Annotated in this window: 23 protein-coding genes and 1 riboswitch; of the genes, 13 read left to right on the top strand and 10 right to left on the bottom strand. The window is 33.0% G+C overall.

What is annotated here, in order from left to right; translation table 11 throughout:
• Positions 1-8: 8 nt before the first annotated feature.
• The 4 genes from HNV08_RS02300 to HNV08_RS02315 are packed head-to-tail and all read left to right on the top strand — an operon-like array spanning position 9 to position 3,499.
• Positions 9-1,055 carry a sugar kinase gene (locus tag HNV08_RS02300; protein WP_173279487.1) on the top strand — a complete coding sequence of 349 codons (1,047 nt, stop codon included), beginning with the start codon at positions 9-11 and terminating at the stop codon, positions 1,053-1,055.
• A gap of 19 nt (positions 1,056-1,074) precedes the next feature.
• Complete coding sequence (locus tag HNV08_RS02305) at positions 1,075-2,292, top strand: 6-phosphofructokinase (protein ID WP_173279488.1); 1,218 nt, start codon at positions 1,075-1,077, stop codon at positions 2,290-2,292.
• 16 nt (positions 2,293-2,308) lie between these two features.
• On the top strand, positions 2,309-2,977 hold the full coding sequence (locus tag HNV08_RS02310) for a bifunctional 4-hydroxy-2-oxoglutarate aldolase/2-dehydro-3-deoxy-phosphogluconate aldolase (RefSeq protein WP_173279489.1): 669 nt from the start codon (positions 2,309-2,311) through the stop codon (positions 2,975-2,977).
• A gap of 3 nt (positions 2,978-2,980) precedes the next feature.
• Positions 2,981-3,499, top strand: a complete 519-nt coding sequence (locus HNV08_RS02315; protein WP_173279490.1) for a LacI family DNA-binding transcriptional regulator — start codon at positions 2,981-2,983, stop codon at positions 3,497-3,499.
• A 13-nt stretch (positions 3,500-3,512) separates the two neighbouring features.
• Here the strand turns inward: HNV08_RS02315 and HNV08_RS02320 are convergent, their stop codons facing one another.
• Complete coding sequence (locus tag HNV08_RS02320) at positions 3,513-4,577, bottom strand: T9SS type A sorting domain-containing protein (protein ID WP_173279491.1); 1,065 nt, start codon at positions 4,575-4,577, stop codon at positions 3,513-3,515.
• 280 nt (positions 4,578-4,857) lie between these two features.
• On the opposite strand from HNV08_RS02320, the gene HNV08_RS02325 reads away from it, so the two are divergent.
• Entirely contained in the window at positions 4,858-5,784 is a 927-nt protein-coding gene (locus HNV08_RS02325; protein ID WP_173279492.1) for a T9SS type A sorting domain-containing protein, read from the top strand.
• Between the two features lie 132 nt (positions 5,785-5,916).
• Complete coding sequence (locus HNV08_RS02330) at positions 5,917-6,756, top strand: DMT family transporter (RefSeq protein ID WP_317170194.1); 840 nt, start codon at positions 5,917-5,919, stop codon at positions 6,754-6,756.
• 3 nt (positions 6,757-6,759) lie between these two features.
• On the opposite strand, the gene metF is transcribed toward HNV08_RS02330, so the two are convergent.
• The 4 genes from metF to HNV08_RS02350 all read right to left on the bottom strand — a co-directional run bounded on the left by metF (position 6,760) and on the right by HNV08_RS02350 (position 12,769).
• Positions 6,760-7,713, bottom strand: coding sequence for a methylenetetrahydrofolate reductase [NAD(P)H] (gene metF / locus HNV08_RS02335; protein WP_173279493.1), 954 nt, complete (start codon positions 7,711-7,713; stop codon positions 6,760-6,762).
• An 80-nt stretch (positions 7,714-7,793) separates the two neighbouring features.
• Entirely contained in the window at positions 7,794-10,490 is a 2,697-nt protein-coding gene (gene metH, locus HNV08_RS02340) for a methionine synthase (protein ID WP_173279494.1), read from the bottom strand.
• A 27-nt stretch (positions 10,491-10,517) separates the two neighbouring features.
• On the bottom strand, positions 10,518-11,519 hold the full coding sequence (locus tag HNV08_RS02345; RefSeq protein ID WP_173279495.1) for a homocysteine S-methyltransferase family protein: 1,002 nt from the start codon (positions 11,517-11,519) through the stop codon (positions 10,518-10,520).
• 50 nt (positions 11,520-11,569) lie between these two features.
• Positions 11,570-12,769, bottom strand: coding sequence for a trans-sulfuration enzyme family protein (locus HNV08_RS02350; RefSeq protein WP_173279496.1), 1,200 nt, complete (start codon positions 12,767-12,769; stop codon positions 11,570-11,572).
• Between the two features lie 110 nt (positions 12,770-12,879).
• Positions 12,880-13,003, bottom strand: a riboswitch (SAM riboswitch).
• 135 nt (positions 13,004-13,138) lie between these two features.
• On the opposite strand from HNV08_RS02350, the gene HNV08_RS02355 reads away from it, so the two are divergent.
• The 3 genes from HNV08_RS02355 (at position 13,139) to HNV08_RS02365 (ending at position 15,895) form a co-directional block, all read left to right on the top strand.
• The gene (locus tag HNV08_RS02355; protein WP_173279497.1) at positions 13,139-13,735 is read left to right on the top strand and encodes a HupE/UreJ family protein; all 597 of its coding nucleotides are present in this window, start codon (positions 13,139-13,141) and stop codon (positions 13,733-13,735) included.
• A 94-nt stretch (positions 13,736-13,829) separates the two neighbouring features.
• Positions 13,830-14,264: a deoxycytidylate deaminase gene (locus HNV08_RS02360; RefSeq protein ID WP_173279498.1), complete on the top strand. Its 435-nt coding sequence runs from the start codon at positions 13,830-13,832 to the stop codon at positions 14,262-14,264.
• 17 nt (positions 14,265-14,281) lie between these two features.
• The gene (locus tag HNV08_RS02365; protein WP_173279499.1) at positions 14,282-15,895 is read left to right on the top strand and encodes a S41 family peptidase; all 1,614 of its coding nucleotides are present in this window, start codon (positions 14,282-14,284) and stop codon (positions 15,893-15,895) included.
• A 3-nt stretch (positions 15,896-15,898) separates the two neighbouring features.
• Here the strand turns inward: HNV08_RS02365 and HNV08_RS02370 are convergent, their stop codons facing one another.
• The 3 genes from HNV08_RS02370 to HNV08_RS02380 are packed head-to-tail and all read right to left on the bottom strand — an operon-like array spanning position 15,899 to position 17,302.
• On the bottom strand, positions 15,899-16,501 hold the full coding sequence (locus HNV08_RS02370; RefSeq protein ID WP_173279643.1) for an FAD-dependent oxidoreductase: 603 nt from the start codon (positions 16,499-16,501) through the stop codon (positions 15,899-15,901).
• Entirely contained in the window at positions 16,501-16,704 is a 204-nt protein-coding gene (locus HNV08_RS02375; protein WP_173279500.1) for a hypothetical protein, read from the bottom strand. The genes HNV08_RS02370 and HNV08_RS02375 overlap by 1 nt, the downstream gene beginning before the upstream one ends.
• 10 nt (positions 16,705-16,714) lie before the next feature.
• Positions 16,715-17,302 carry a MarC family protein gene (locus tag HNV08_RS02380; RefSeq protein ID WP_173279501.1) on the bottom strand — a complete coding sequence of 196 codons (588 nt, stop codon included), beginning with the start codon at positions 17,300-17,302 and terminating at the stop codon, positions 16,715-16,717.
• Between the two features lie 177 nt (positions 17,303-17,479).
• On the opposite strand from HNV08_RS02380, the gene HNV08_RS02385 reads away from it, so the two are divergent.
• Positions 17,480-18,049 carry a DUF3109 family protein gene (locus HNV08_RS02385; protein WP_173279502.1) on the top strand — a complete coding sequence of 190 codons (570 nt, stop codon included), beginning with the start codon at positions 17,480-17,482 and terminating at the stop codon, positions 18,047-18,049.
• Between the two features lie 157 nt (positions 18,050-18,206).
• Complete coding sequence (locus HNV08_RS02390; RefSeq protein WP_173279503.1) at positions 18,207-18,920, top strand: DUF4412 domain-containing protein; 714 nt, start codon at positions 18,207-18,209, stop codon at positions 18,918-18,920.
• Here HNV08_RS02390 and HNV08_RS02395 read toward each other — a convergent pair.
• Together HNV08_RS02395 and HNV08_RS02400 are read right to left on the bottom strand one after the other, a co-directional pair.
• Positions 18,900-20,873, bottom strand: coding sequence for a tetratricopeptide repeat-containing sensor histidine kinase (locus tag HNV08_RS02395; protein ID WP_173279504.1), 1,974 nt, complete (start codon positions 20,871-20,873; stop codon positions 18,900-18,902). The genes HNV08_RS02390 and HNV08_RS02395 overlap by 21 nt on opposite strands.
• A gap of 3 nt (positions 20,874-20,876) precedes the next feature.
• Positions 20,877-21,611, bottom strand: coding sequence for a LytR/AlgR family response regulator transcription factor (locus HNV08_RS02400; RefSeq protein ID WP_173279505.1), 735 nt, complete (start codon positions 21,609-21,611; stop codon positions 20,877-20,879).
• 815 nt (positions 21,612-22,426) lie between these two features.
• Between HNV08_RS02400 and HNV08_RS02405 the strand changes: the two genes are divergently transcribed.
• Both HNV08_RS02405 and HNV08_RS02410 read left to right on the top strand, forming a co-directional pair.
• Positions 22,427-23,701: a ribonucleotide-diphosphate reductase subunit beta gene (locus tag HNV08_RS02405; RefSeq protein WP_173279506.1), complete on the top strand. Its 1,275-nt coding sequence runs from the start codon at positions 22,427-22,429 to the stop codon at positions 23,699-23,701.
• Positions 23,702-23,704: 3 nt separating this feature from the next.
• On the top strand, positions 23,705-25,504 hold the full coding sequence (locus tag HNV08_RS02410) for a ribonucleoside-diphosphate reductase subunit alpha (RefSeq protein WP_173279507.1): 1,800 nt from the start codon (positions 23,705-23,707) through the stop codon (positions 25,502-25,504).
• Positions 25,505-25,614 lie beyond the last annotated feature (110 nt).

Consider the following 25,614-nt stretch of genomic DNA (forward strand, 5'->3'; position numbering starts at 1 on the left):
TATTTAGAATGAAAAAAGTAGTCACTTTTGGAGAAATTATGCTAAGATTAGCACCTCAAGGTTTTTTAAGATTTTCTCAAGCAAATAATTTCGATGCCATATATGGTGGTGGAGAATCTAATGTTGCAGTATCATTAGCCAATTATGGAGTACCTGTTGATTTTGTGACGCGTTTACCAAAAAATGATATTGGTGAATGTGCAATGATGGAAATGCGTAAAAGAGGCGTAGGCGTTGATAATATTATATATGGTGGTGATCGTTTAGGAATTTATTTCTTAGAAACAGGAGCAGTTAGTAGAGGATCTAAAGTTGTATATGATAGAGCACACTCTGCAATTTCTGAAATTAAACCAGGTATGGTAGATTGGAAGTCTGTATTTAAAGATGTTGCATGGTTTCACTGGACAGGTATAACTCCGGCTATTTCTCAAGGTGCTGCAGATGCGTGTTTAGAAGCTGTTAAAGTGGCGAGCGAAATGGGTGTTACTATTTCTACAGATTTAAACTATAGAGCTAAACTTTGGACATTTTGTGATGATGCACACAGAGAAAAAATAATGAGTGAATTAACATCATATTGTGATGTTGTTTTAGGTAATGAAGAAGATGCTGAAAAACATTTCGGTATTCACCCTGAAGGATTAGATGTTCACAAGCATGGGCACGATGTAAAAGCTGAAGCTTTCTTATCAGTTTGTAAGCAAATGATGGAAAAATTCCCTAGAGCGAAAAAAGTAATTACCACATTAAGAGGTTCAATTTCTGCTTCTCATAATACTTGGGCAGGTGTTTTATATGATGGTGAAAAAATGTATGAAACACGTCAATATCAAATTACTGATATTGTTGACCGTGTAGGAGGAGGAGATTCATTTATGGGTGGATTAATCTATGGTTTATTAAAATACCCAGAAGATGATCAGAATGCATTAGATTTTGCTGTAGCAGCCTCTTGCTTAAAGCATACTATAAAAGGAGATGCCAACTTAGTGACAGTTTCAGAAGTTGAAAAACTGATGGGTGGAGATGCGTCTGGACGTGTTGCTAGATAACGAAACGCACGCTTTTTATATGAAAAAATCAATAGCTATAATTTGTGGAGGTGGTCCTGCACCTGGAATAAATACGGTAATTAGCACCTTAGCCAAAACTTTTATGAAAGATGGCTATGAAGTTATTGGTGTACATCATGGATACCAAGGTTTATTATCGGACGAGCCAGAAGTGAAAATTTTTGATTTTCATCACGCAGATCGCATATTTAGTCGTGGAGGATCTACCTTAATAATGAGTAGGTTTAAGCCTAAAGACAGTGATTTTAAAGCTGATTTTTTCAAAAAACATAATGTAAAATTATTGGTAACTATTGGTGGTGATGATACAGCATCTACCGCCAATAGGTTAACCAAATTTCTGGGAACACAACATTTGGATGTAGCACATATTCATGTACCTAAAACAATAGATAATGATTTGCCTTTACCAGATAGAAATCCAACATTTGGATTTCATACGGCAAAGGATGAAGGTGTTAGAATTGGGAATACAGTATATGAAGATGCGCGTACAAGTGAAAATTGGTTTGTTGTTTCTGCAATGGGTCGATCTGCAGGTCATTTAGCATTTGGTATTGCTTCGGCATGTCATTTTCAAATGATGATAATTCCTGAAATGTTTAATAAAACCAACATTACATTCGATAAGTTGATCAAAATGATTATTTCTTCGATTGTAAAATGTAAAATCATGGGCGTAGAATATGGTGTTGCATTAATAAGTGAAGGTGTATTTCATTTCATGGATGAAGAAGAAATTGTAAATTCTGGAATCAATTTTACCTATGATGATCATGGTCATCCAGAATTAGGCAATGTAAGTAAATCTCATATCTTCAATTATCTATTACAAGTTAAATTAAAGGAAATTGGCTTGGAAATAAAATCGAGACCCGTAGAACTTGGTTACGAATTAAGATGTTGTAATCCTATTGCATTCGATTTAACTTTATGTACACTACTGGGTATAGGAGTTAAAAAATTGTTCGATCAAGGTGTTTCAGGTTGTATAGTTAGCGCCAACTCTAGTGGTGATATAAAACCATTATTTTTAAAAGATTTTGAAGATGAAAATGGTAAAATTCCACCGAGATTGGTAGATATTGATTCTGATATGGCACAATTATTTATAGATAATTTATTCTTTATAAAAGAAAAAGATTACGAAAAAGCGAAAACATATATTCCTAATCCAGAGGATTATGATTTCAAAAAAATATTAAACTGGAACTAAAATCAAAGAAAGAATTATGGCAAATTATACAAGAATTGAAGTTGCAAATGTTATGAAACAAACCGGAATGGTGCCGTTGTTTTATAATGCAGATATTGAAATTAGTAAAAAAGTTATTAAGGCAACCTATGATGGTGGAGCACGTTTGTTAGAATTTACAGCCAGAGGAGACTTCGCTCATGAAGTTTTTGGAGAACTTAATAAATGGGTACTTAAAGAATTACCAGGTATGATTATGGGTGTAGGTTCTGTTACAGATGCAGCATCTGCCTCTCGTTTTATGGCATTAGGTGCTAATTTTATTGTAACACCTGTATTAAGAGAAGATATCGCGATAGTATGTAATAGACGAAAAGTTGCATGGTCTCCAGGTTGTGGTTCCTTAACGGAAATTTGTAGAGCAGAAGAATTAGGTTGTGAAGTTGTTAAGTTATTCCCAGGAGGAATATATGGAGCAGATTTTGTAAAGGCAATTAAAGGCCCTCAGCCTTGGACAAGTATTATGCCAACTGGAGGTGTTTCTCCAACAAGAGAAAACCTAGAAGGATGGTTTAAAGCTGGTGTTACCTGTGTAGGTATGGGATCAAAGTTAATAGCTAAAGGTGCAGATGGTACCTATGATTTAGCTAAAATAGAATCAGATACAAGAAATGCTTTAAGTATTATTAAAGATTTAAGATCATAACAATTGAAATCGTCAGCTGTAACAATTAAAGAACTTTCATCAATATCTGGATATTCAATATCCACGGTATCTAAAGCTCTCAATAATAAACATGAAATAAGTAAAGCTACACGAGATACAATTAAAACTTTAGCAAAACAGTATAACTATGTACCTAATAGTTATGCTGTTTCACTAAGGATGCAAAAAACAGGTTCTATAGCAGTGATTTTGCCTAAAGTGACTGAATCTTGCTATAATTATTCGTTATGCTATTTACAAAAATCTGCTGAAAAATTAGGATATCGAATCTTATTTTACCAATCCTTCAATTCTAATACAAAAGAATTAAATTATATAAAAAGTCTCAGTGATGGGTCAATAGATGGCATTATTATAATCTCTTCAGAGGCTAGGGAAAAGTCGCAATATTCTGAAGAAAATTCATTTCCAATTGAGTTTCTAAATATAAGCTCTAATCAACCCTTGGAGGAAATAAAACAATTATCTCATAAAAGTTTATTAAATGTATTAGAAGGTTGAATTGATTAAATGTTTAATTCACTATACATTTTAAGGTCTTTATTATTTGATTGCCTTTAATTATTTTAAGAAAATAAATACCAGATTCTAATCCAGAAATATCTAGTGTTTCATTCTTTTTTATTCGGTTAGTAATATCAATCTCCTTACCTAAGCTATTAAAAAGGTGTAAGTCATCTATACTTTCTATAGGACTAATGCGCACACTATTTTGAACAGGATTGGGGAATAATGTTAAATCTTCATGTTCAATGTCAAGATCCGAATCAGAAAGTAAATCGAGTTCTTCAATACTAAAATTATTAAAAAGCACATATTCGTCTCGTAAATCTGTACTATTATTGAGACTTCTATAAATGCCCCATTTTGGCCTAGCAAAGGAGGCTCCATCTTGCCAAGTATCTATTGACGAATTGGAATAACTTAATAGATTAACATTATCTGAAAGCCGAATAATTTCTATAGAATAACTACCATTGTCACTAAATGTAATCTGCTCTGTAACGGCTACCCATTCTCCTCTAAATTCGTCTAAGTTTGAAGTCTGTATGGTATTTTGATTGTTCGTTGACGTATACCGTAATTCTATTCTATCTGGATTTGCTTTTCTAGCCGTAAGGGTTATCATTGGTATTGAAGCATATTGACCGTCTACAGATTTTATTTGATGAAGATGCGTAAAACTTGTTGAAGCCTGAAAATTGATATCTATTTTAAATTTCCATTTATATTCCACAGTTTCGCCTAGCGTACCTTTTAAGTTATCAGGAGAAGCATTATACGTTTTTATTTCTGTTCGTTGTCTGTCAAAATTTATGCAACGATCATTATCAGGTGTTTTGTGAGCATAAAAACGAAAGACGTTGGCGTTGACTTCCGTGTCAAATATTTCGTCAATATGCCGACCAAAATCTGCATGTATGCAATCAGGTACTTCCACTGCATTATACCCAGGAGCTAAGACAGAATTTATGTGTTCATATGTTGTGCCAGGACCATCTGCACTTAATACAACTTGAGCATGTACACTACCTACATATAGGAAAGCGATATAGAACAGAAATAATCGTGAAGTCATGAGCTCAATTTTTATAAACTAAAAATACAAGATATTTTTTTAGAAATCTTTTTGTAGACCTAATAAACTGTTAATAATATACCTATTAATTAAAATAATGGTAGAATTTTTAACTGTTTGATGTAAAATTGTAGTTAAATTTAATAAATCTACAATCGAAAACGTTTTAGCGTAAATTTTTTTGCTATATTTGGTAAACCAATTTGGTAAACCAGTTTTTTTAAGGCATTTACCTCATTTTAAGACGAATACTAAATACTAATAAATAAAAACAATAATTATGAAAACAAAACTACTTTTTACTTTATGCTTATTAATTTCCGTAATTGGGTTCGCTCAAGTACAACCAACAGTAAATAATGCCAATTTTGACAAAATCCCTAAGGCTTCAGGTTCAGATTGTGCTTGTTCAGGGTGGATAAATAAAGATATTGCAGATCAAGCAGAATCGTCTACAATCTCTAGTGATGATGTTGTGAAATTTGATAATGTAGAATCTGATGGTATTTACCAAGAAGTTGCAGTTGAGGCAAACAGTGACTATACGTTAGATTTAGAATTCCGTTTTAGTGATGAAACAACTACAACACAATATCTTGAAGTTATTGTTTTAAAAGGAAGTTCGTATGAGGCTGGTTATACACCTGCTTATTTACCTGGAGCTACTGCAGGAGAAACAGGATTTGGTTATACAACTGTAGCCGATGTAGAAGATGTATCTAATCAACTAGCTTACGGAACAATTGTACCTTCTGGAAGTACATCAGATTTAAATACAATGACACCTACAATTTCTTTTAATACAGGTTCTGAGACGAGTATTGCATTATTTATTAGAGCAGTTGGACCTTATGATGCAAGTATACATGGAGATTCAGGAAAAGATAAAGGTTGGATGAATGGAGACACAGAAGTAAGAGCAGATAATCTTGCTTTAGTTAACTTAGGAACGCTTTCTACAAACGAGTTTTCTGCATCTAGCTTAAGAGTATACCCTAACCCAGCTTCTGAGAATATTACTATACAAGCGACAGATCATAGTCAAATAGATTCAGTTGAATTATATAACATTCTTGGTTCTAAAGTATTCTCTACGTCAAGCTTAGTTAATGATTCAATTAATGTTTCTGACATGGCCTCTGGTGTATATTTATTAAAAGTAAATGCTGGTACTAACTCAGTTACTAAACGAATTGTAATAGAATAAAACAACAATTATTTGAAATTAAAGGGTAGCTTAGAATGTGTAAGTTGCCCTTTTTTTTTGGTTGATAATAATAGAATCATTCGGTAATATGATTAAATTGCTGACTGTTAAAAACACTCTAAATTATATTTCATTTTGAAAAAAGCAATTCAATACATGATTATTAGTGCACTTGCATTTACGTTACTAAATGTATTTGTAAAATCTCTAAAAAGTTTTAGTGTTTATCAAATTGTCTTTTTTAGAGCCTTAGGCTCTTTATTTTTTACGATTCCATTTTTATTAAAAAACAAGATTTCATTGCTTGGTAATAAAAGAGGGTTAATGATAATGCGCAGTGTTGTAGGACTTATTTCTATGACCTTATTTTTTATGTCAATAAAATATATTGCCATGGGCACTGCAGTTTCATTGCGATATATTGCCCCAATTTTCGCTACAGTTTTTGCATTATTTATACTTAAGGAAAAAATTAGACCAATACAATGGTTGTTTTTTGCGATCGCCTTTTCTGGTGTCCTAATTTTGAAAGGTTTTGATGATACAGAAATGCAAGTAACAGGCGTAATATTAGCAATAGTATCAGCTTTATTTGCAGGTTTAGTCTACATTTTTATACGTAAAATTGGTGATGCAGATCATCCTGTTGTTATTGTTAATTATTTTATGGTCATATCTGCAGTCATTGGTGGCCTATTATCCATAAGTGATTGGGTAACTCCAGTAGGTAAAGACTGGTTAATTCTCATGAGTCTTGGTGTTTTTGGCTATTTTGCTCAATTATACATGACAAAAGCCATGCAAGTAGGTGAAACAAACCAAGTGGCTCCATTAAAATATCTTGAGGTAATTTTCACAATAATTATTGGTTTACTTTGGTTTAAAGAAGTGTATACATTGTGGAGTTTAGTCGGTGTAATTTTAATTGTTTCGGGCTTAACGTTAAATGTTATAACTAAGAAAAAATCTTAGTCTTTAAAACAGCTCAGAAGCAATTGCTTTCACATTATCACTTTTTCCCATAGAATAGTAGTGCAATACTGGGACACCAGCGGCTTGTAATTCTTTAGATTGTTGAATCGCCCATTCTACACCAACTTGTCGTACTTGTTGATTGTTTTTGCAGGCTTCAACAGCATCAATTAAATCTTCAGGTAAATCAATTTTAAAAACTTGCGGCAATAGTTGTAAATGACGTTTTACAGCAAGAGGTTTTATACCTGGAATAATTGGCACATTAATCCCTTCGGCTTTGGCGGCTTCTACAAATTCAAAATACTTTTGGTTGTCAAAAAACATTTGGGTTACCACGTAATCTGCGCCAGCATCTATTTTTTCTTTTAAACGTTTTAAGTCTGTTTTTAAAGAAGGTGCTTCTAAGTGTTTTTCGGGATAACCTGCCACACCAATACAAAAATCCGATTTACCGTCGGCTTCAATGACATCATGTAAATACTGACCTTTATTTAGATTTTGAATTTGACCAACCAATTCCTTCGCAAATTGATGACCACCATCACAAGCTTTAAAATATTGTTCATGTTTCATGGCATCGCCTCGTAAGGCCATCACATTATGAATGCCTAGATAATGACAATCGACCAATAAATATTCGGTTTCTTCTTTGGTAAAACCTCCACATAATACATGCGGAACCGTGTCTACATTATATTTATGCGATATGGCAGCACAAATCCCTACAGTTCCTGGTCGCATACGTGTAATTTTACGGTCCAGAAGTCCGTCTTTCTCTATATAAAGGTATTCTTCTCTAGAGGTGGTGACATCTATAAATGGTGGATTGAACTCCATTAATGGGTCAATATTATTATAGAGTTGTTGTATGCTATTTCCTTTTTTTGGTGGAATAATTTCAAAGGAAAATAAGGTTTTTCCGTTCGCGTTTTTTATGTGGTCTGTTACTTTCATGTTTACTTCCCACGAAAGTGGGAATCTTTTTAATTAATAATATATTTATCAGTAGGTTACTGTTTTCACAAGAATGACAGTTAATCTGCAATATTAGGACTTAGCCATTTGGTTGCTTCTTCCATGGTAATTCCTCTACGTTTACTATAATCTTCAATTTGGTCTTCCTTTATCTTACCTAAACCAAAATATTTAGCTTCTGCATTACCAAAATAGTAACCACTGACACTTGCCGCTGGCCACATGGCTAAACTTTCGGTAAGTTTTACACCAATGTTTTCTTCTACTTTTAGAACTTCCCAAATGGTTTTCTTTTCTAAATGGTCTGGACAAGCAGGATAACCTGGTGCTGGTCTAATACCTTTATAATCTTCTTTAATTAACTCGTCGTTAGACAAGTTTTCATTATTAGCATAACTCCAATGTTTTGTTCTGACTTCTTTGTGTAAATATTCGGCAAAAGCTTCTGCTAATCTATCTGCTAAAGCTTTTATCATAATGGAATTGTAATCATCGTGCTCTGCTTCAAACTGTGCAGCTAATTCTGCTGTTCCAAATCCCGTCGTTACACAAAAACAGCCCATATAATCTTGTTTGTTGGTTGCTTTTGGTGCAATAAAATCGGCTAGAGCGATATTTGGTTTGCCTGCTGATTTTTTGGATTGCTGACGAAGGGTTAAAAAAGTATAGTTGTTTTTAGGAGATGCCGAATCAAGTTCAGCATTATAATCAGAGATTGTAATATCATCATCATTTACTGTATTCGCTTCAAACAGTCCAAAAATGGCTTTAGCTTTAAGCAGTTTTTCATTGAAAATACGTTTCAATAAGACCTGTGCATCGGCAAATAAATCCGTGGCTTGTGTGCCAACAACATCATCGGTTAATATGGCTGGATATTTACCATGCAAATCCCAACTTCTAAAAAATGGTGACCAATCAATAAAATCTTCAAGTTTAGTGATATCAAAATCTTCAATAATTTGAATGCCTAATTGTTTTGGTTTTACAATTTCGGATGTGTTCCAATTGATTTTAAATTTGTTTTTTCGAGCATCAGCAAGCGTTAAATAATCCTTTTTCTTGGTACGTTTTAAGAACTGCTCTCGGAAGGCATCATACTCTTCTCTAATTTGGTTTTTATAAACTTTACTGTCTTTTTGAAGTAAATTACCAACAACCGTTACTGCTCTTGAGGCATCATTAATATGTACTACCGTATTGTTATAATGCGGTGCAATTTTTACAGCAGAATGCGCTCTAGATGTTGTTGCGCCACCAATAATAAGAGGAATGTTTACTTTTTCTTTTTCTAGTGATTTAGACACGTAAACCATTTCATCTAACGATGGTGTAATTAAACCACTCAACCCAATGATATCTACCTTTTCCTTAATAGCCGTTTCAATAATTTTTTCTGGTGGCACCATCACACCAAGGTCAATGATTTCATAATTATTACAGCCTAAAACAACACTTACAATGTTCTTTCCGATATCATGTACATCGCCTTTAACGGTTGCCATTAATATTTTACCTGCAAACTCTTGCTTGCCATCTTTTTCCGCTTCAATAAAAGGTTGTAGATAAGCAACGGCTTTTTTCATAACTCGTGCTGATTTTACCACCTGAGGTAAGAACATTTTACCACTTCCAAATAAATCGCCAACCACATTCATACCAATCATTAAATGCCCTTCAATAACTTCAATAGGTTTGTCTGAGGCTAAACGCGCCTCTTCCACATCTTCTAAAATAAAGGTGTCAATACCTTTTACTAAGGCGTGTGTAATTCTATTTTGAAGTGCTTCACTTCGCCATGCTTGTACTTTATCTTCTTGTTCTTTTTTCTGTCCTTTTACCGATTCGGCAAAATCTAATAAGCGTTCGGTGGCATCATCACGTCTGTCAAAGAGGACGTCCTCTACACGTTCTAATAAATCTTTATCAATTTCATCATATACCTCAAGCATCGTAGGGTTTACAATCCCTAAGTTCATACCATTCTTAATAGCATGATATAAAAAAGCGGAATGCATGGCTTCACGTACCACATTATTTCCTCTAAATGAAAATGATACATTACTCACACCACCAGAAACGTTGGCATGAGGTAAGTTTTCTCGAATCCATTTGGTAGCTTCAAAAAAGTCGAGTGCGTTTCTGCGATGCTCTTCCATTCCTGTGGCAACCGGAAAAATGTTTGGGTCAAAGATGATATCTTGCGCAGGAAATTTTAGTTCGTTTACCAAAATGTGATACGAACGTTTACAAATTTCAATGCGTCGTTCGTAGGTATCGGCTTGGCCATCTTCATCAAAAGCCATAACGACAACAGCAGCACCATAACGTTTTATGAGTTTGGCGTGATGTTTAAATTGGGATTCGCCTTCCTTTAAACTTATAGAATTAACGACACATTTTCCTTGTGCGACTTGCAAACCAGCTTCAATAATTTCCCATTTAGAGCTATCTATCATCAATGGAATTCTCGAGATATCGGGTTCTGATGCAATAAGATTCAAGAAGGTGGTCATGGCAAGCACACCATCTAACATGCCTTCGTCCATGTTGACATCGAGGATTTGCGCACCACCTTCCACTTGATCTCTTGCCACCTCTAAAGCTTCGTCGTATTTTTCTTCTTTAATTAGGCGAAGAAATTTACGTGAGCCAGTGACGTTGGTACGTTCGCCAACATTAATGAAGTTTGATTCTGGTGTAACCACTAGAGGTTCAAGACCAGAAAGTGTTAGGTATTTTTTATTTTGAGTCATGTGAGTCTTTTCAAAGTGGATTCCTGCTTATGCAGGAATGACAAGTTTTCTCGGTTCATACTTCTTAGCCACATCAGCAATAGCTTTAATGTGCTCAGGACTTGTGCCGCAGCAACCACCAATAATGTTGATGAGGTTATCTTTAAGATAGGCTTCAATATAACCTTGCATTTGCTCTGGAGTTTCATCGTATTCTCCAAAAGCATTTGGTAATCCTGCGTTTGGATGTGCTGAGGTAAAAAACTCGGTTTCGTCCGATAAGCGTTGTAAGTATGGTTGCAGTTGTTGCGCGCCTAACGCACAATTAAAACCTACGCTTAATAACGGAATATGAGATACTGAGGTTAAAAACGCTTCAACGGTTTGGCCAGATAATGTTCTTCCAGAGGCATCCGTTATGGTACCAGAAACCATAATTGGAATATCAATATGACGCTCTTCTTTTACTTCTTCAATGGCAAATAAAGCCGCTTTTGCATTTAATGTATCAAAAATAGTTTCCACCAAAAGCATATCAACACCTCCATCAATTAAAGCTTCTACTTGTTGTTTGTAAGCAACACGTAATTCGTTAAAAGTAATAGCTCTGTATTCTGGTCGGTTAACGTCTGGCGATAAACTTGCCGTTCGGTTGGTTGGCCCAATACTGCCGGCTACAAAACGAGGCTTTTCAGGATTCTCTTTCGTGAATTTATCCGCAACGTCTTTAGCTATTTTAGCCGATTCATAGTTCAGTTCGTAAACCAAATCTTCCATGTCGTAATCAGCCATGGCAATGGTTGTGCCTGAGAAGGTGTTAGTTTCTACAATATCTGCACCAGCTTCAAAATATTTTGCGTGAATTTCTGCTATGGCTTTAGGCTGTGTGATAGATAATAAATCGTTATTTCCTTTTAAAGGTGAAGGATAATCCTTAAAACGTTCGCCTCTAAAATCTTCTTCCGAGAAATTATATTGCTGCAACATAGTTCCCATGGCACCATCGAGAACTAAGATTCGTTTTTGTAATTCTTGTTTTATTTTGCTCATAATATTTTTGTTTGAAACACCCCTAAAGTCCCCTCAAGGGGACAGTCCAATCAATTAAAATTTTTATACAATTTCAAATTCAAGTTTTCTAAGGCTTGTTTTAAATCGTTAATAATATCTTCAGGATGTTCTAAGCCTACAGAAATTCTTATTAAACCAGCTGTGATTCCTGTTTCTAAACGAATAGCTTCTGGTATTTTAGCATGCGTTGTTGATGCAGGATGCGTTACTATGGTTCTTGTATCTCCTAAATTTGCTGAGAGGGATAATAGTTTTATGGCATTGAGGAATTGTCTTCCGGCTTCAATGCCTCCTTTTATTTCAAACGCCACGATGCTTCCACCTAATTTCATTTGTTTTTTTGCTAATTCGTATTGTGGATGTGATTTTAAAAACGGGTATTTTACCAATTTCACATTCTCATGACTTTCTAAAAACATGGCTACTTTTAGCGCATTATCACAATGTCTGTCTACTCTAACAGGTAAAGTCTCTAAACTTTTAGAGAGTACCCAAGAATTGAATGGTGATAAGGCTGGACCGCTAATTCTAGAAAACAAATATATTTTCTGAATTAATTCTGAACTTCCAACGGTTACACCTCCTAGAACTCTACCTTGTCCATCCATTAATTTAGTCGCCGAATGAATTACCAAATCTGCACCAAATTTTATGGGTTGTTGTAAATAAGGCGTCGCAAAACAATTATCTATAATAAATAAGAGATTGTGTTTTTTAGCTATATCGCCTAAGCGTTGTAAGTCTAAAATATCTACAGCAGGATTTGTTGGACTCTCTGCGTAAATCACTTTTGTATTTGGTTGAATTAGGCTTTCAATAGCATCTAATTCATCAATTTTAAAATAGCTAGTTGAGATGTTCCACTTTGGTAAAATATTATTAAATAAGGTTTGTGTAGAACCAAATATGCTTCGTGATGAAATAATATGGTCATCGGAATCTAACAAAGCACCAAAAGTTGAAAATACAGCAGACATACCAGAGGCAAAGGCATAACCACGCTCTGCGCCTTCCATTTTACACACTTTTTCTACAAATTCTGATGAGTTTGGGTTAGAATAACGACTGTAAATATTACGTTCTTTTTCATCTGCAAATGACGCGCGCATATCTTCGGCGTCTTCAAATACGTAGCTCGATGTTAAATACATTGGGCTAGAATGTTCTAGGTATTGTGAACGTTCTATTTGTGTGCGAATAGCTTCTGTTTCTATGTGTTTTGAACTCATTTTATTTTACTTAATATGTATTGGTAAACAAAAATCAAATGCGTCATAAATTGACGAGTAAATAAAAAAATGTTATAAGAATTTAACTACCATGATGTGGTAATTTGGCTTGGTTATCTATCCAATTACACGATAAATGAATCGTTAATTACGTAGAATTTAGCACCTTCTTAATAAGTTTAAGGGTTGCTAAGGCTTCAATGGGTCTAATCCCTCAACCTTTCTTGATAACATCTCAATAAGTTATTTGAACTTTGTAGACTACAATATTCCGAAACAAATTAGTAAATAACAAATATTATTCACTTTATTTTAACAGAAAGCTATTAGCTTTTAATTGTAACTTTGAAGAATCCCAAAGAAATAATTATGTTAGAAAATTTTTGGTTTAACGTAGAGTATGGCATCAACCATGTTTTAAATATTAATGGCTACGACCATGTTCTTTTCTTAATGGTATTAGCTGTGCCTTACCTTTTTAAAGATTGGAAGCGTGTACTTTTGTTGGTTTCTATGTTTACGCTTGGTCATACGTTGTCTTTAGTATTAGCAGCTTATGGTATAGTAAGTGTTAACGGTAAGTTAGTAGAGTTTTTGATTCCTATTACGATCTTAATTGCAGCTGTATATAATATATTCACTTCAGGAAAAAAGTCTAAATCTAACAAAGTGGGCTTGTTGTTTTTTACAACCTTGTTTTTTGGTATTGTTCACGGATTGGGTTTTGCACGAGAATTTAAAATGTTTGCAGGTCAAAGTGAAAATAAATTAGAACTTCTTATTGAGTTTGCACTTGGAATTGAATTTGCGCAAGTTATTATAGTATTTGTTGTGTTGTTTGTTGGGTTTTTATGCCAAACCATATTTAGAGTATCACGTAGAGATTGGGTTTTGGTGCTGTCTTCTGTGGTAACTGGTTTAGTGATTCCTATGATTTTGGGAAGCGAAATTTTTAATAATGCATAAAATTTGGTTAAAATTTACCCATTGTAAATTGGTTATAAAATACTAAGCGTTTATATTCGTTTCTTACAAGTGTACTTATATTAAGAAAATTCTAATGTTAAATTCTAAACAACTTCGTTACGATAAAGCTTATTTACGCATTGCAAAAGAATGGGGAAAATTATCGCACTGTAAACGTAAACAAGTTGGAGCTTTGATTGTAAAGGATAGAATGATCATTTCTGATGGATACAATGGTACACCTACTGGTTTTGAAAACTATTGTGAAGATGATGAAGGTTATACCAAATGGTATGTTTTACATGCAGAAGCAAATGCAATACTTAAGGTTGCAGCATCTACACAATCTTGTCAAGGCGCAACGCTATATATTACCTTATCACCTTGTAAAGAATGCAGCAAGTTAATTCATCAAGCCGGAATTGTGAGGGTCGTTTATCATCAAGGCTATAAGGATGATTCTGGACTTAAATTTTTAGAAAAGGCTGGTATTGAGTTACAATTAATAGAAGATTTAAAGGAAGGTTAGCCTTCGTAAAATACAATATGACCACAAAAAATAAATACATTCCTCTTATCATTGGTGTGGCAATTGCTGCAGGTGTTGTTATTGGTGGTAGATTGAACTTTACTGATACTTCAGATAACCTGTTTTCAACCAACAGTAAAAAAGATAAACTTAACCGGTTAATAGATTACATAGATTACGAATATGTTGAAGAGGTAAATACAGACAGTATTGTTGATGTCACAGTGAACGGCATATTAAACAATCTCGATCCGCATTCTTCTTACATTCCTAAAGAAGATTTAGAACGCATTACGGAAAACATGAAAGGTAATTTTGTGGGTATTGGTATTAATTTTTATCCTTATAAAGATACTGTTACAGTTGTTAAACCCACAGAAGGAGGTCCTAGTGAGCGTGCAGGCATAATGAGTGGAGATCGTATTTTGTTTGCCAATGGCGATACGATTTATGGAAAACATTTTGATTATGATTTAATAGGTGAAAAACTTAGAGGAGAAAAAAACACGTATGTTAATTTAACCGTATACAGAAAAGGGGAAGAGCAGCTATTAGATTTCGAAATAAAACGAAAAGAAATACCTATAAAAAGTATTGATGCCGCTTACATGTTAACCGATGATTTAGGGTATATTAAAATGAATCGTTTTGCGGAAACAACGTTTATAGAATTTAAAGACGCATTAGATGAATTAAAGGATTTAGGTGCATTAAAATTAGTATTGGATTTAAGGGATAATCCAGGAGGTTTTTTGGGTATTGCAGAACAAATTGCAGATGAGTTTTTGGAGGATGATAAATTAATTCTATTCACAAGAGATAAAAAAGGAAAAGAAGAACGAACTTATGCAACAGGAAGAGGCGATTTTGAACATGGCGAGGTGTACATTCTCATCAATGAAAATTCAGCTTCGGCAAGTGAAGTTATAGCAGGAGCGCTTCAAGATAATGACAAAGGGACAATTGTTGGTAGACGTTCTTATGGAAAAGGATTAGTACAGCGCGAAATGTCTTTAGGAGATGGTAGTGCAGTAAGGCTAACCGTTTCTAGATATTATACACCAACTGGTCGCTCAATACAAAGGCCTTATGTTAATGGAGGTAATGAAGATTATTACAATGACTATTACAAGCGTTTACGAACAGGCGAATTAGCGGAAGAAGAAAGTATTGAGGTAGATGATTCTTTAAAATTTACAACACCAAAAGGTAAAGTAGTTTATGGTGGTGGAGGCATTATACCAGATGTATTTGTACCAGTGGATCGTTTATTTGATAATGAAACGATTAATTACTTAAGAAGACGAGGCCACTTTGGATACTTTGTTTTTGAAGAGTTAGACAAGGATAGAACAATCTATCAAGGCATTACAAAATATGATTTTATAAATAATTTTGAAGTGAGCGATGATATTGTAGTTCGTTTTCAGGAGTATGTCAATGAAAGAGAGCGAACCGATATTACTTTTGTTGCTTATAATGATGAAATAAGACGAATTATTAAGGCAACTCTTGCCCGACAATTATTTGATGATAATGCGTTTGAAGAAATTATAAACAAAGAAGATATTATGGTACAAGAAGTCGTTTTACTGAGTACTGGTGAATCTTTAGATGAGCAGCAAGATTAGAGCCTATATCTTATCATGGACTTTGGTGTGTTTTCCGCCGTTCCAAAGAGTTAATATGTCTGTTGCGACGTGTGCTCCACTTCCGCTAGCTATTGCAAATTGACTTCGCCAACCGGCTAAAGTACCAGCGACATATAAATTTTTTTCGATAAGGTGATCTTCGTTTTTTAACCAAATACGGTCTTTTTCTGTGGCAGCTCTAGGATGCGGTTCTATGTAAGATTTTAAACCATCAATATGCATTAAGCTGGTATATCCTACAGCAACGACAACAATAGTAGAAGCGTAGCTATTCTTATTAGTTTCAATAATAAAGTGCTCATCTTGTTTTGTTACCGACAGTACTTTTTCTTTACTAATTTGGTTGATGTGTGGATACAAATTACGTAATTGCGCTAAACCATCATTTAATATATCTGCACCTAAAGTGCCTGGTTTTAATCCTAGAACGTTATTAAATAAAGCATTTTGAAGATGCGATGTTTTTTGATGTGTAATAATACCAATTTGCTTTTCTTTTGCAAATGGTTTATGTTGAGCAGAACCCAATACTAAAGCACAAGATAAACCTGCTGCGCCACCACCAATAATTATAGCATCAAAAATCATTTTTGTTTTTTACTTAGTTTTTCAATTTTTTTAGAAATTCTTAGAATTTGCAATAAAATAATGGCACAGAGTGCAGCTATAATTGTAATGATAGCCGCTTGACTTTCACCTGTTAAAAGCGCGTCGAAATTCAATTTTGTGGCATTAAAGATAATAAGAGCAACTGCGATAACGGATAAAATGAGTGTAAATGTTTTCATATTAAATATTTTAAGCTAACAACTCTTTAATATTATGAGCGAATAATTTTACAGCTATGGCTAACAAAATTACGCCAAAAACTTTTCTAATGATTTTAATGCCATTTGCGCCAATAATTTGTTCGATTTTTGATGATGTTTTTAATACAATATATATTAATACAACATTACAAATAACTGCAACAATAATATTTTCAATAGCAAATTCTGCACGTAAAGATAATAATGTAGTTAAACTTCCTGGTCCTGCCATTAAAGGGAAGGCTAACGGAAACACTGAAGCTGTCATAGCATCATGGTCATCGTCTTTATAAAGTGTTACACCTAAAACCATTTCTAGTGCAATAAAAAAGATTACAAATGCACCTGCAACAGCAAAAGAATTGACATCTATACCTATAAGGTTTAAAAGACTCTTTCCAACAAATAAAAATATTATCATTATAACGCCTGCAATGATTGATGCTTTTTCACTTTGAATATGACCAACTTTTTGGCGTAAATCCATAATAATAGGAATGTTACCAATAATATCAATAACGGCAAACAACACCATAAATGCTGTAAATATTTCTTTAAAATCGAATTGTAATTCCATAGTAAGTATTTAATAATTTCAATACAAATAATTGAATATCAGTTAATTGTGTTTTAAAATGATGTTTTGGGTCTCAAATTTTTTGCAAAGGTGCGATATTATTAGAGATATTCAATATGAATTAATGATTAATAACATTTCAACTTTGAAATAGTTTTATTTAAGTATTTTTACACCATGTTTCAATTAGGAAAAACCATAGTCTCAGAAGACATCATAGAGAAAGATTTTGTTTGTAATCTTTCGGCATGTAAAGGCGCTTGTTGTATAGATGGTGATGCAGGTGCACCATTAGATAAGGAGGAGGTCAACATATTAGAAGAGATATATCCAAAAGTAAAGCCTTATCTACGTAAAGAAGGCATTGAGGCCATTGAAACACAAGGCACATCAATTGTTACAGCATTTGGTGATTTAGAAACACCGTTAATCGATGGTGCGGATTGTGCTTATGTCATATTTGATGAAAAAAACACAGCGCTTTGTGCTATTGAGGAGGCTTACAACCAAGGTGACGTCACTTGGAAAAAACCAGTGTCTTGTCATTTATATCCTATCAGAGTTAAAGAATACTCTGAGTTTTCTGGAGTTAATTATGATCGTTGGGAAATCTGTGATGATGCCTGTTCTTTAGGTAAAGAATTACAAGTACCTATATATAAATTTGTAAAAGAGGCACTTATTAGAAAATTTGGAGAAGATTGGTATGCCGAATTAGAGAAAGTGGCCCAAGGATTTAATAAGTGATAGAGACGCTAAGGATATTCTAAGTTTAAATTTTTTGTAATTAGGAAAGATTATCAATATTCCGTGTATACACAATTAGCTTCTAACGACACATAAAGTATTGATAATTAAGTGTTAATTGATTATTTTGAGTGTAATTAATCTAAATATTATTCTCATGAAAACGTCAACTTATTTAAAACATTTTGTACTTCTAATTTGGTTTTTATCCTTACAAACTGTGTTTTCTCAAATCGGAAAAGCTAATAAAGTAGTCTTACCAGAAACCTATGATTTTGATTATATCTATAAATTAAAAATGACGCACAAAAAAGGTGACATTACCTTTGATTATTATCTTAATGAAGATGCGTCCTATTTTGGCTTTAATACTGAAGAATTGTCAAAATCTAATGACAATGGAACTATTTTTTCGGTAATGGATTCCGATCTCGAAATTGTCGCAATGTTTATGGAAATGATGGGTAAAAAAGTAGTGCAAAAAACAAAATTAAAAGTGTCTAATTTAGACTCGGAAGAAGACATGTCTGATTATACGTTTACAGAAATTGATCCTAAAACCATTAACGGTTATGAATGTGAAGGCTTCGTTAGTGAAAATGATAAAATTAAAATAACATTTTATATTACGGATGATGCGCCAGTAAGTTTTAGTAAAGCTTTTGAGTCTAATACTAAACAGATGCCTAAAGGATTCAATGCAGCACTACTGAAAAAATATATGGATAACGGTTTAATGATGGAGATGATTTATGAAGACAAAAAGAAGTCTAAGAATAATATGACAATGCAATGTGTTAGTTTGGAAGAAACAGAGTTTTCTATAGATACAACAGAATATGGATCAATGTTAAGTGCTTTTGGAGGCTAAACTTTGAAAATTTGATTTGAGTTTTTTTACCGGAATTTGTAAAGTGATTTTTGTGCCACAAGGTAAATCGTTATTGTATAAATCTTCAATTTTTAAAGAATAAGAATTTTCAAAAGCTTCGGAGAAATTGGCTAATCTAGCTTTAGTAATGTCAATACCAACCGAATTTCGTTGGAGCTTTTTTTGCTTATTTATTTTTTGTGAAGCCACTCTACCAATACCATTGTCTACAATTTCAACCGTAATATAATTTGGAGATTTTTTAGTTACATTTAATTCTATTTTTTTATTGTCTTCTTTAGAGGATAGGCCATGCCATAACGAATTTTCTAAAAACGGCTGAAGTACCAATGACGGAATTTTTGTGACTTCAGTATTTATAGAAGGGTCCACGTTTATTTTAAAATCTATTTCGTTAGAAAACCGAATGTTTTCAATATTCATATAGAGTTTCATGGTTTCAAGTTCATCATGGAGTGATGTTTCTTTTTCTTTTGAAGCCATTAATATCTTTCTAATTAATTTAGAGAATTTATTGAGGTAGTATACCGCGTTTTCTTTCTCGTTGTTAATGATGTAGAGTTTAATAGAATTTAATGAGTTAAAAATAAAATGTGGATTCATTTGACTTCGCAACATATCTTGTTCTAAAGTTAAAATATGCTTATCTCGTCTTAAGGCTTTGGTTCTATTCATTATAAATAATATAGTTCCAATGATCGCTAATAATAATGACGTAAATAATAATATATTTTTATTGCGTTCTAACCTTAGTCTAACCAATTCATTTTCTAAGGCTAATGCCTTTATTTGGTTGTTTTTATTTTCATTTTCGTATTCAATAACGATATCGTTAACATATTGGAGGTTCTGCTCGGTTAAAATGGTGTTTTCAATGTCTACTGCTTTGTGGTAGTAGCTGAGTGCTACATCATATTTTTTCTTCTTTTCGTTTATTTGAGATAATAGTTTGTTAGACTCTGCAACCGAAGATTTAAGGTTGTATGAGCTTGCGATATTAAGCGCTTTTTTTAAATTTTTTTCAGATGAAATTAGGTCGTTTAACTTAAATTGTAGCAGCCCTAAATTGAGATATGAGGCGGTAATATAAAATTGGTCATCGAGTTGTAATGCTTTCTCAAGGGCCTCTTTTATTATTGGTTTGGCGTCATTATAATTTTCTTGCTTTAAATAAATAGTGCCTATACTATTAAAGCAAATTACTCGTCCTATGTCAGAGTTAATTGCGTTATTATAATCTAATGATTTTTTATAGTTAGTAAGCGCTGCGTCTAAATTGCCTTTTGCTTCCTCTGCAAAACCTATATTATGGTAATTAATGGCAAGACCTAATTTGTTATTGGCCTCTTTTTCAATTTTAAGTGATTTTTTAAATTGGTTTATGGCTAAATCATTTTGCTTTAAAACCATATAAATGTTTCCAATACTATTTTGTGAAACGGCAATACTTCGTTTTACGGTTTTGGAAGGATTAATAACAGAATAAGCCGTTTTTAAAGCTTCTGTATGGTAATCTAGTGCTGGCTTAATCACATCCATTCTTCTGTAAGCAACACCAATCATATTTAAACTAATAATTTTTAACTCTGTGCTCTTTGCGGAATCTGCATATTTTTTAGCGTTTTGGTGGTAAGTAATAGACGTATTATAATTAGATATATTTCTATTTACAACACCAAGTGCATTTAAGGCGTAGCATGTGCCTTCATGGTGTTTGTTTTCTTTTGTAACTAAAAGAAGACGCTTCATTTTTAGACTATCGCTTTCAAAGGACTTTAATAATGAGTCTAGTTCAGAATATTGAGTGGGCTGTTGTTGGTTAACGTATGCTAATACGTTTTCAAAGCCGTGTTCTTGTGCTGTACTACTAAACGTGTAAAGCAAAAACAATAGGCAGAGGCAAGGCAGTAGTTTTGGGTAAAAAGAGATCATAGGTTATAGTTTTTCTAAAAAATCTGATTTACGCTGTCGTGCCACAGGAATTTTTTGATCACTATCCATAATAACATAACCTTCATTTTTTATAAATGCTTTTATCTTATTTAGGTTAATGATATAAGAGTTATGAATTCTAAAAAAGTAGTGCTCTGGTAAAATGGCATCGACCTCTTTGAGTTTTTTAGTTACAACAATCTTTTTTTGGTTTTGTAAAAACAAGGTGCTATAGTTTCCGTCTGATTCTATATAGACGATATCATCTACATCTAAAAATAATAATTTACCATCGGTGTTAATGGTAATTCGTTTTTTATCATATTGAGAATTAAAATTAGTAAGCATGCGCTCTAACTTTATAGAGTTTATGGTACGTTCACTATGTTTTTTAATTTTTGATATGCTTTCTTTTAAATCATCAGAGTCAATAGGTTTTAAAAGGTAATCTATAGCTTCATGCTTAAGTGCTTTAATAGCGTATTCATCATAAGCTGTAGTGATTATGACCGCAAAATCTGAATGATTTATTTGTTCTAAAAACTGAAAACCACCAATTGTAGGCATCTGCACGTCTAAAAATAAGCAATCTGGCGTGTTAGAATTTAAATACTTTAGAGCTTCATCCGGATTAGAAAAAGAAGCCATCACTTCAACTTCGTCGTTAAAATTACTCAGTTCCCAAATTAAACTCTGGATAGCTTTGGGTTCATCATCTACTATTACTGCTTTTAACATGTATGGATTTATTTATTATAAAGATAAGGATATATTGAAAAATTTTAAGGGAAATATGTATGTAATGTATGGTTTTGTGTATAGTATGCTAAAACCTTTTTTTAGTGAAAATACGTAGCGCCAATTATACACTATTTATTACCATTTATACATTAGAGGTTTGATAATAAGTTGTTTATGGTCATATTTGAGTACTGAGACCGACTATTTATAAAACATAATGAGGGTTTGTTTTATCGGTTTCATGCTATTAATTTGGATAAATAAGGATTTAGAAAATCTTATTTTTCATTTCAGTGTTAATTATTAGTAATCAATTATTAAAAAAAATTGATTATCATTAATTTAAAGTTAGTTATTAGGGGAAAAAGAGCACATAATCAGTGCTCTTTTTTGTTTCTAATTTTAACATTTTTTTATATCTATCACATCAATAAACTCCATTGCTAGCCCTAGTTTTAACATGATAAAACTTACAAAAAAATAATTTTAATTACAAACATAAATACTTGCAAATCAGTTGGTTAACCAGTTTTTGTGCGAATTGTATGTTTTATAGGCATTACAAGAGTTTGTTAAAAACTTGTTGAAAACGTTTATAACATCCGCTTTCATTTTTAACGACAATTGTCAATCTTTGTTGAAGACAAAAACTTATCATTTATTCTAATGTTTTCGATCTAGAAATTGATAATTATAGAAATGTCTCAGTGATTCCTTGTTAGGGAAAAATAAAACACATTTTACGGATTATTAAAAGGATATTGAACGGTAAAAATCGTTCTAATGACTTTTAGGCTTTAAACTAAAAATTTATGGAGATTACGCAGATTATAAAAAGAGATTATGAAACAAGTCCGTTTGTTTTAAATAAGATTTCTAATGCCATAGAAAAGGCAATGATGTCGGTAGGCAATGGAACAAAAGAAGATGCTAATAAAATTTCTGTAAATGTTTTACAAACACTTTTAGAGCGAAAAAGTTTAGATCATAAGTATTTGCCTACTGTAGAAGAAGTACAAGATCTTGTTGAAGAAAAATTAATGGTGAGCTCTTTTCCTGGTGTTGCAAAAGCTTATATACTATATAGAGACGAGCAGGCAAGAAATAGAAAGACCAATATTTTTGAAAAACGTATAAATTTAAAACCATACGAGTACCCAGAACTTAATGAATATGTAGATGCCATTAGACACTCGTATTGGATACATTCAGAATTTAACTTTACAAGTGATATTCAAGATTTTAAAACAAGATTAACTGTTGTAGAACAGAATGCTATTAAAAATACAATGTTAGCAATTTCGCAGATTGAAGTTGCCGTAAAATCATTTTGGGGAGAAATTTATAATAAAATGCCTAAACCAGAAATAGGTGCAGTAGGTGCTACTTTTGCAGAAAGTGAAGTGCGTCACCATGATGCATACTCGCACTTATTAGAAATATTAGGACTTAATAATGAATTTAAGCATTTAAAGAAAAAGCCAGTTATAATGAGACGTGTTCATTATTTAGAAACGGCTTTAAAAAATGCAAAAAGTGAAGATAATAAAGAGTATGCAGAGTCAATATTATTGTTTTCTCTGTTTATTGAGCATGTGTCTTTATTCTCTCAATTTTTAATCATAATGGCCTTTAATAAGCACAAAAATATGCTAAAAGGTGTTTCTAATGTTGTTGAGGCGACCTCAAAAGAGGAGCAAATCCACGGCGATTTTGGAATAGATATCATTAGAATTATTAAAAATGAAAACCCAACATGGTTTGATGAAGAGCATAGTACTTTAGTTAGAGAACTATGTGAAGAAGCATTTAAATCAGAAAGTAAACTTGTGGATTGGATTTTTGAAGCAGGTGAATTAGACTTCTTACCAAAAGATGTTATTAATGAATTTATAAAAAACAGATTTAATAATTCATTAGAAAGTATTGGCATTGAAAAAGTATTTGATGTAAACGATACATTATTAGAACAAACCGAATGGTTTGATGATGAAATTATAGGAACAAAACACGGAGATTTCTTTGTGAAACGTTCTATCAACTATAGCAAAAGAACAAAAAGTATAACCAGCGACGACTTATTTTAAACCATGAACGACAACACTAACTTAGACTTAGACAACAAAGTAGAGAACCCTCAGACTACTAAAACATTAAACCACGATGAACTTATAAAAGCTCGTAAAGAGGCAATAAAAGAAGCAAATTCAGAACCAGAAATAAAATGGTTAACAGACCATAGTCGTCAATTTTTGGCATCTGGATACTTAACAGGAGATACCACTCCTGAAGAAAGAATAAGAGAAATTGCTAATAATGCAGAACGCATTTTAGGAATCGATGGATTTGCAGATAAGTTCTATGGCTATATGGCAGAAGGCTTTTATTCTTTAGCCTCTCCAGTATGGTCTAACTTCGGAAAAAAACGAGGCTTACCAATTAGTTGCTTTGGTTCGCATATTTCTGATGATATGGGCGATATTCTTTATACCCAATCAGAAGTTGGAATGATGTCTAAATTAGGTGGTGGAACGTCTGGTTACTTTGGTAAATTACGTCATAGAGGAGCACCTGTTAAGAACAATGGAGAATCGTCTGGAGCAGTGCATATTATGCAGTTGTTTGAAAAAATGGTAGACGTGGTAAGTCAAGGCTCTGTGAGAAGAGGTCGTTTTTCGCCATACTTACCAATAGACCATAATGATATTAATGAGTTTTTAGAAATTGGTACAGAGGGAAATCCTATTCAAGAATTAACGCATGGTGTTACCGTAGGTAATGACTGGATGCAAGAAATGATTGATGGAGATACTGAAAAAAGAGCTATTTGGGCAAAAGTATTACAACGTAGAGGAGAAATAGGATATCCTTATATCTTCTTTAGAGATAATGCTAACAATGCAGCACCAGATGTATATAGAGATAACAAACATGAGATCTATGCAAGTAACTTATGTTCTGAAATAATGTTGCCAACCAATGATAAGTGGTCGTTTGTATGTGTATTATCTTCTATCAATTTATTACATTATGATAAGTGGAAAAATACAGACGCGGTTGAGACGATGGTGTATTTCTTAGATGCGGTATTAGAAGAATTTATTACCAAATTAGAAGTATATAGAGATTCTGAAGATAGAGACAATAAACAAACCTTTTTGTTTATGGAAAAAGCCTATAATTTTGCTAAAGAAAACAGAGCATTGGGACTTGGCGCATTAGGATGGCACTCTTTATTACAGTCTAAAATGGTTGCTTTTGATAGTAAAGAAGCCTTTGATTTAAATAGTGAAATATTTAGAACCATTAAAGAAAAGTCAGTTAAAGCTTCAGAAGAATTGGCTAAATTATTTGGTGAGCCAGAAGTGTTGAAAGGTTACGGAAGACGTAATACAACATTAAATGCTGTAGCGCCAACAACATCTTCAGCTTTTATTTTAGGTCAGGTATCACAAGGTATTGAGCCAATTTGGTCTAATAGCTATGTAAAAGATATTGCTAAGATTAAAACAACGATTAAGAATCCTTTTTTAACTGCTTTATTAGAAGAAAAAGGAATGAATACATCAGAAATATGGAGAAGCATTAGAGATTACGATGGTTCGGTACAGCACTTAGAAGGTCTTACAGATCATGAAAAAGATGTGTTTAAAACGTATTCTGAGATTGATCAAATGACTATTATTTATCAAGCTGCGAATAGACAAAACCATATTGACCAAGCACAGTCGCTAAATATTATGGTGCATCCAGATATGCCTGTGAAAGATATTAATAAGCTTTATGTAACGGCTTGGCAATTAGGTGTAAAATCATTGTACTACCAACACAGTATGAATGCTGCACAGAAATTTAAGCAGAAGAAAGAATGTACTAGTTGTGAAGGCTAGGAATAGAATTTAGTATAAACTAACCAACTCGAAAGAGTTGGTTTTTTAGAATAAATAAATAAACTTAAAATGAATATTAACCTTAAAATATATTGCTGAGGTATATAAAA

The organism is Winogradskyella eckloniae, from assembly GCF_013249045.1.
GTDB classification, from domain to species: domain Bacteria; phylum Bacteroidota; class Bacteroidia; order Flavobacteriales; family Flavobacteriaceae; genus Winogradskyella; species Winogradskyella eckloniae.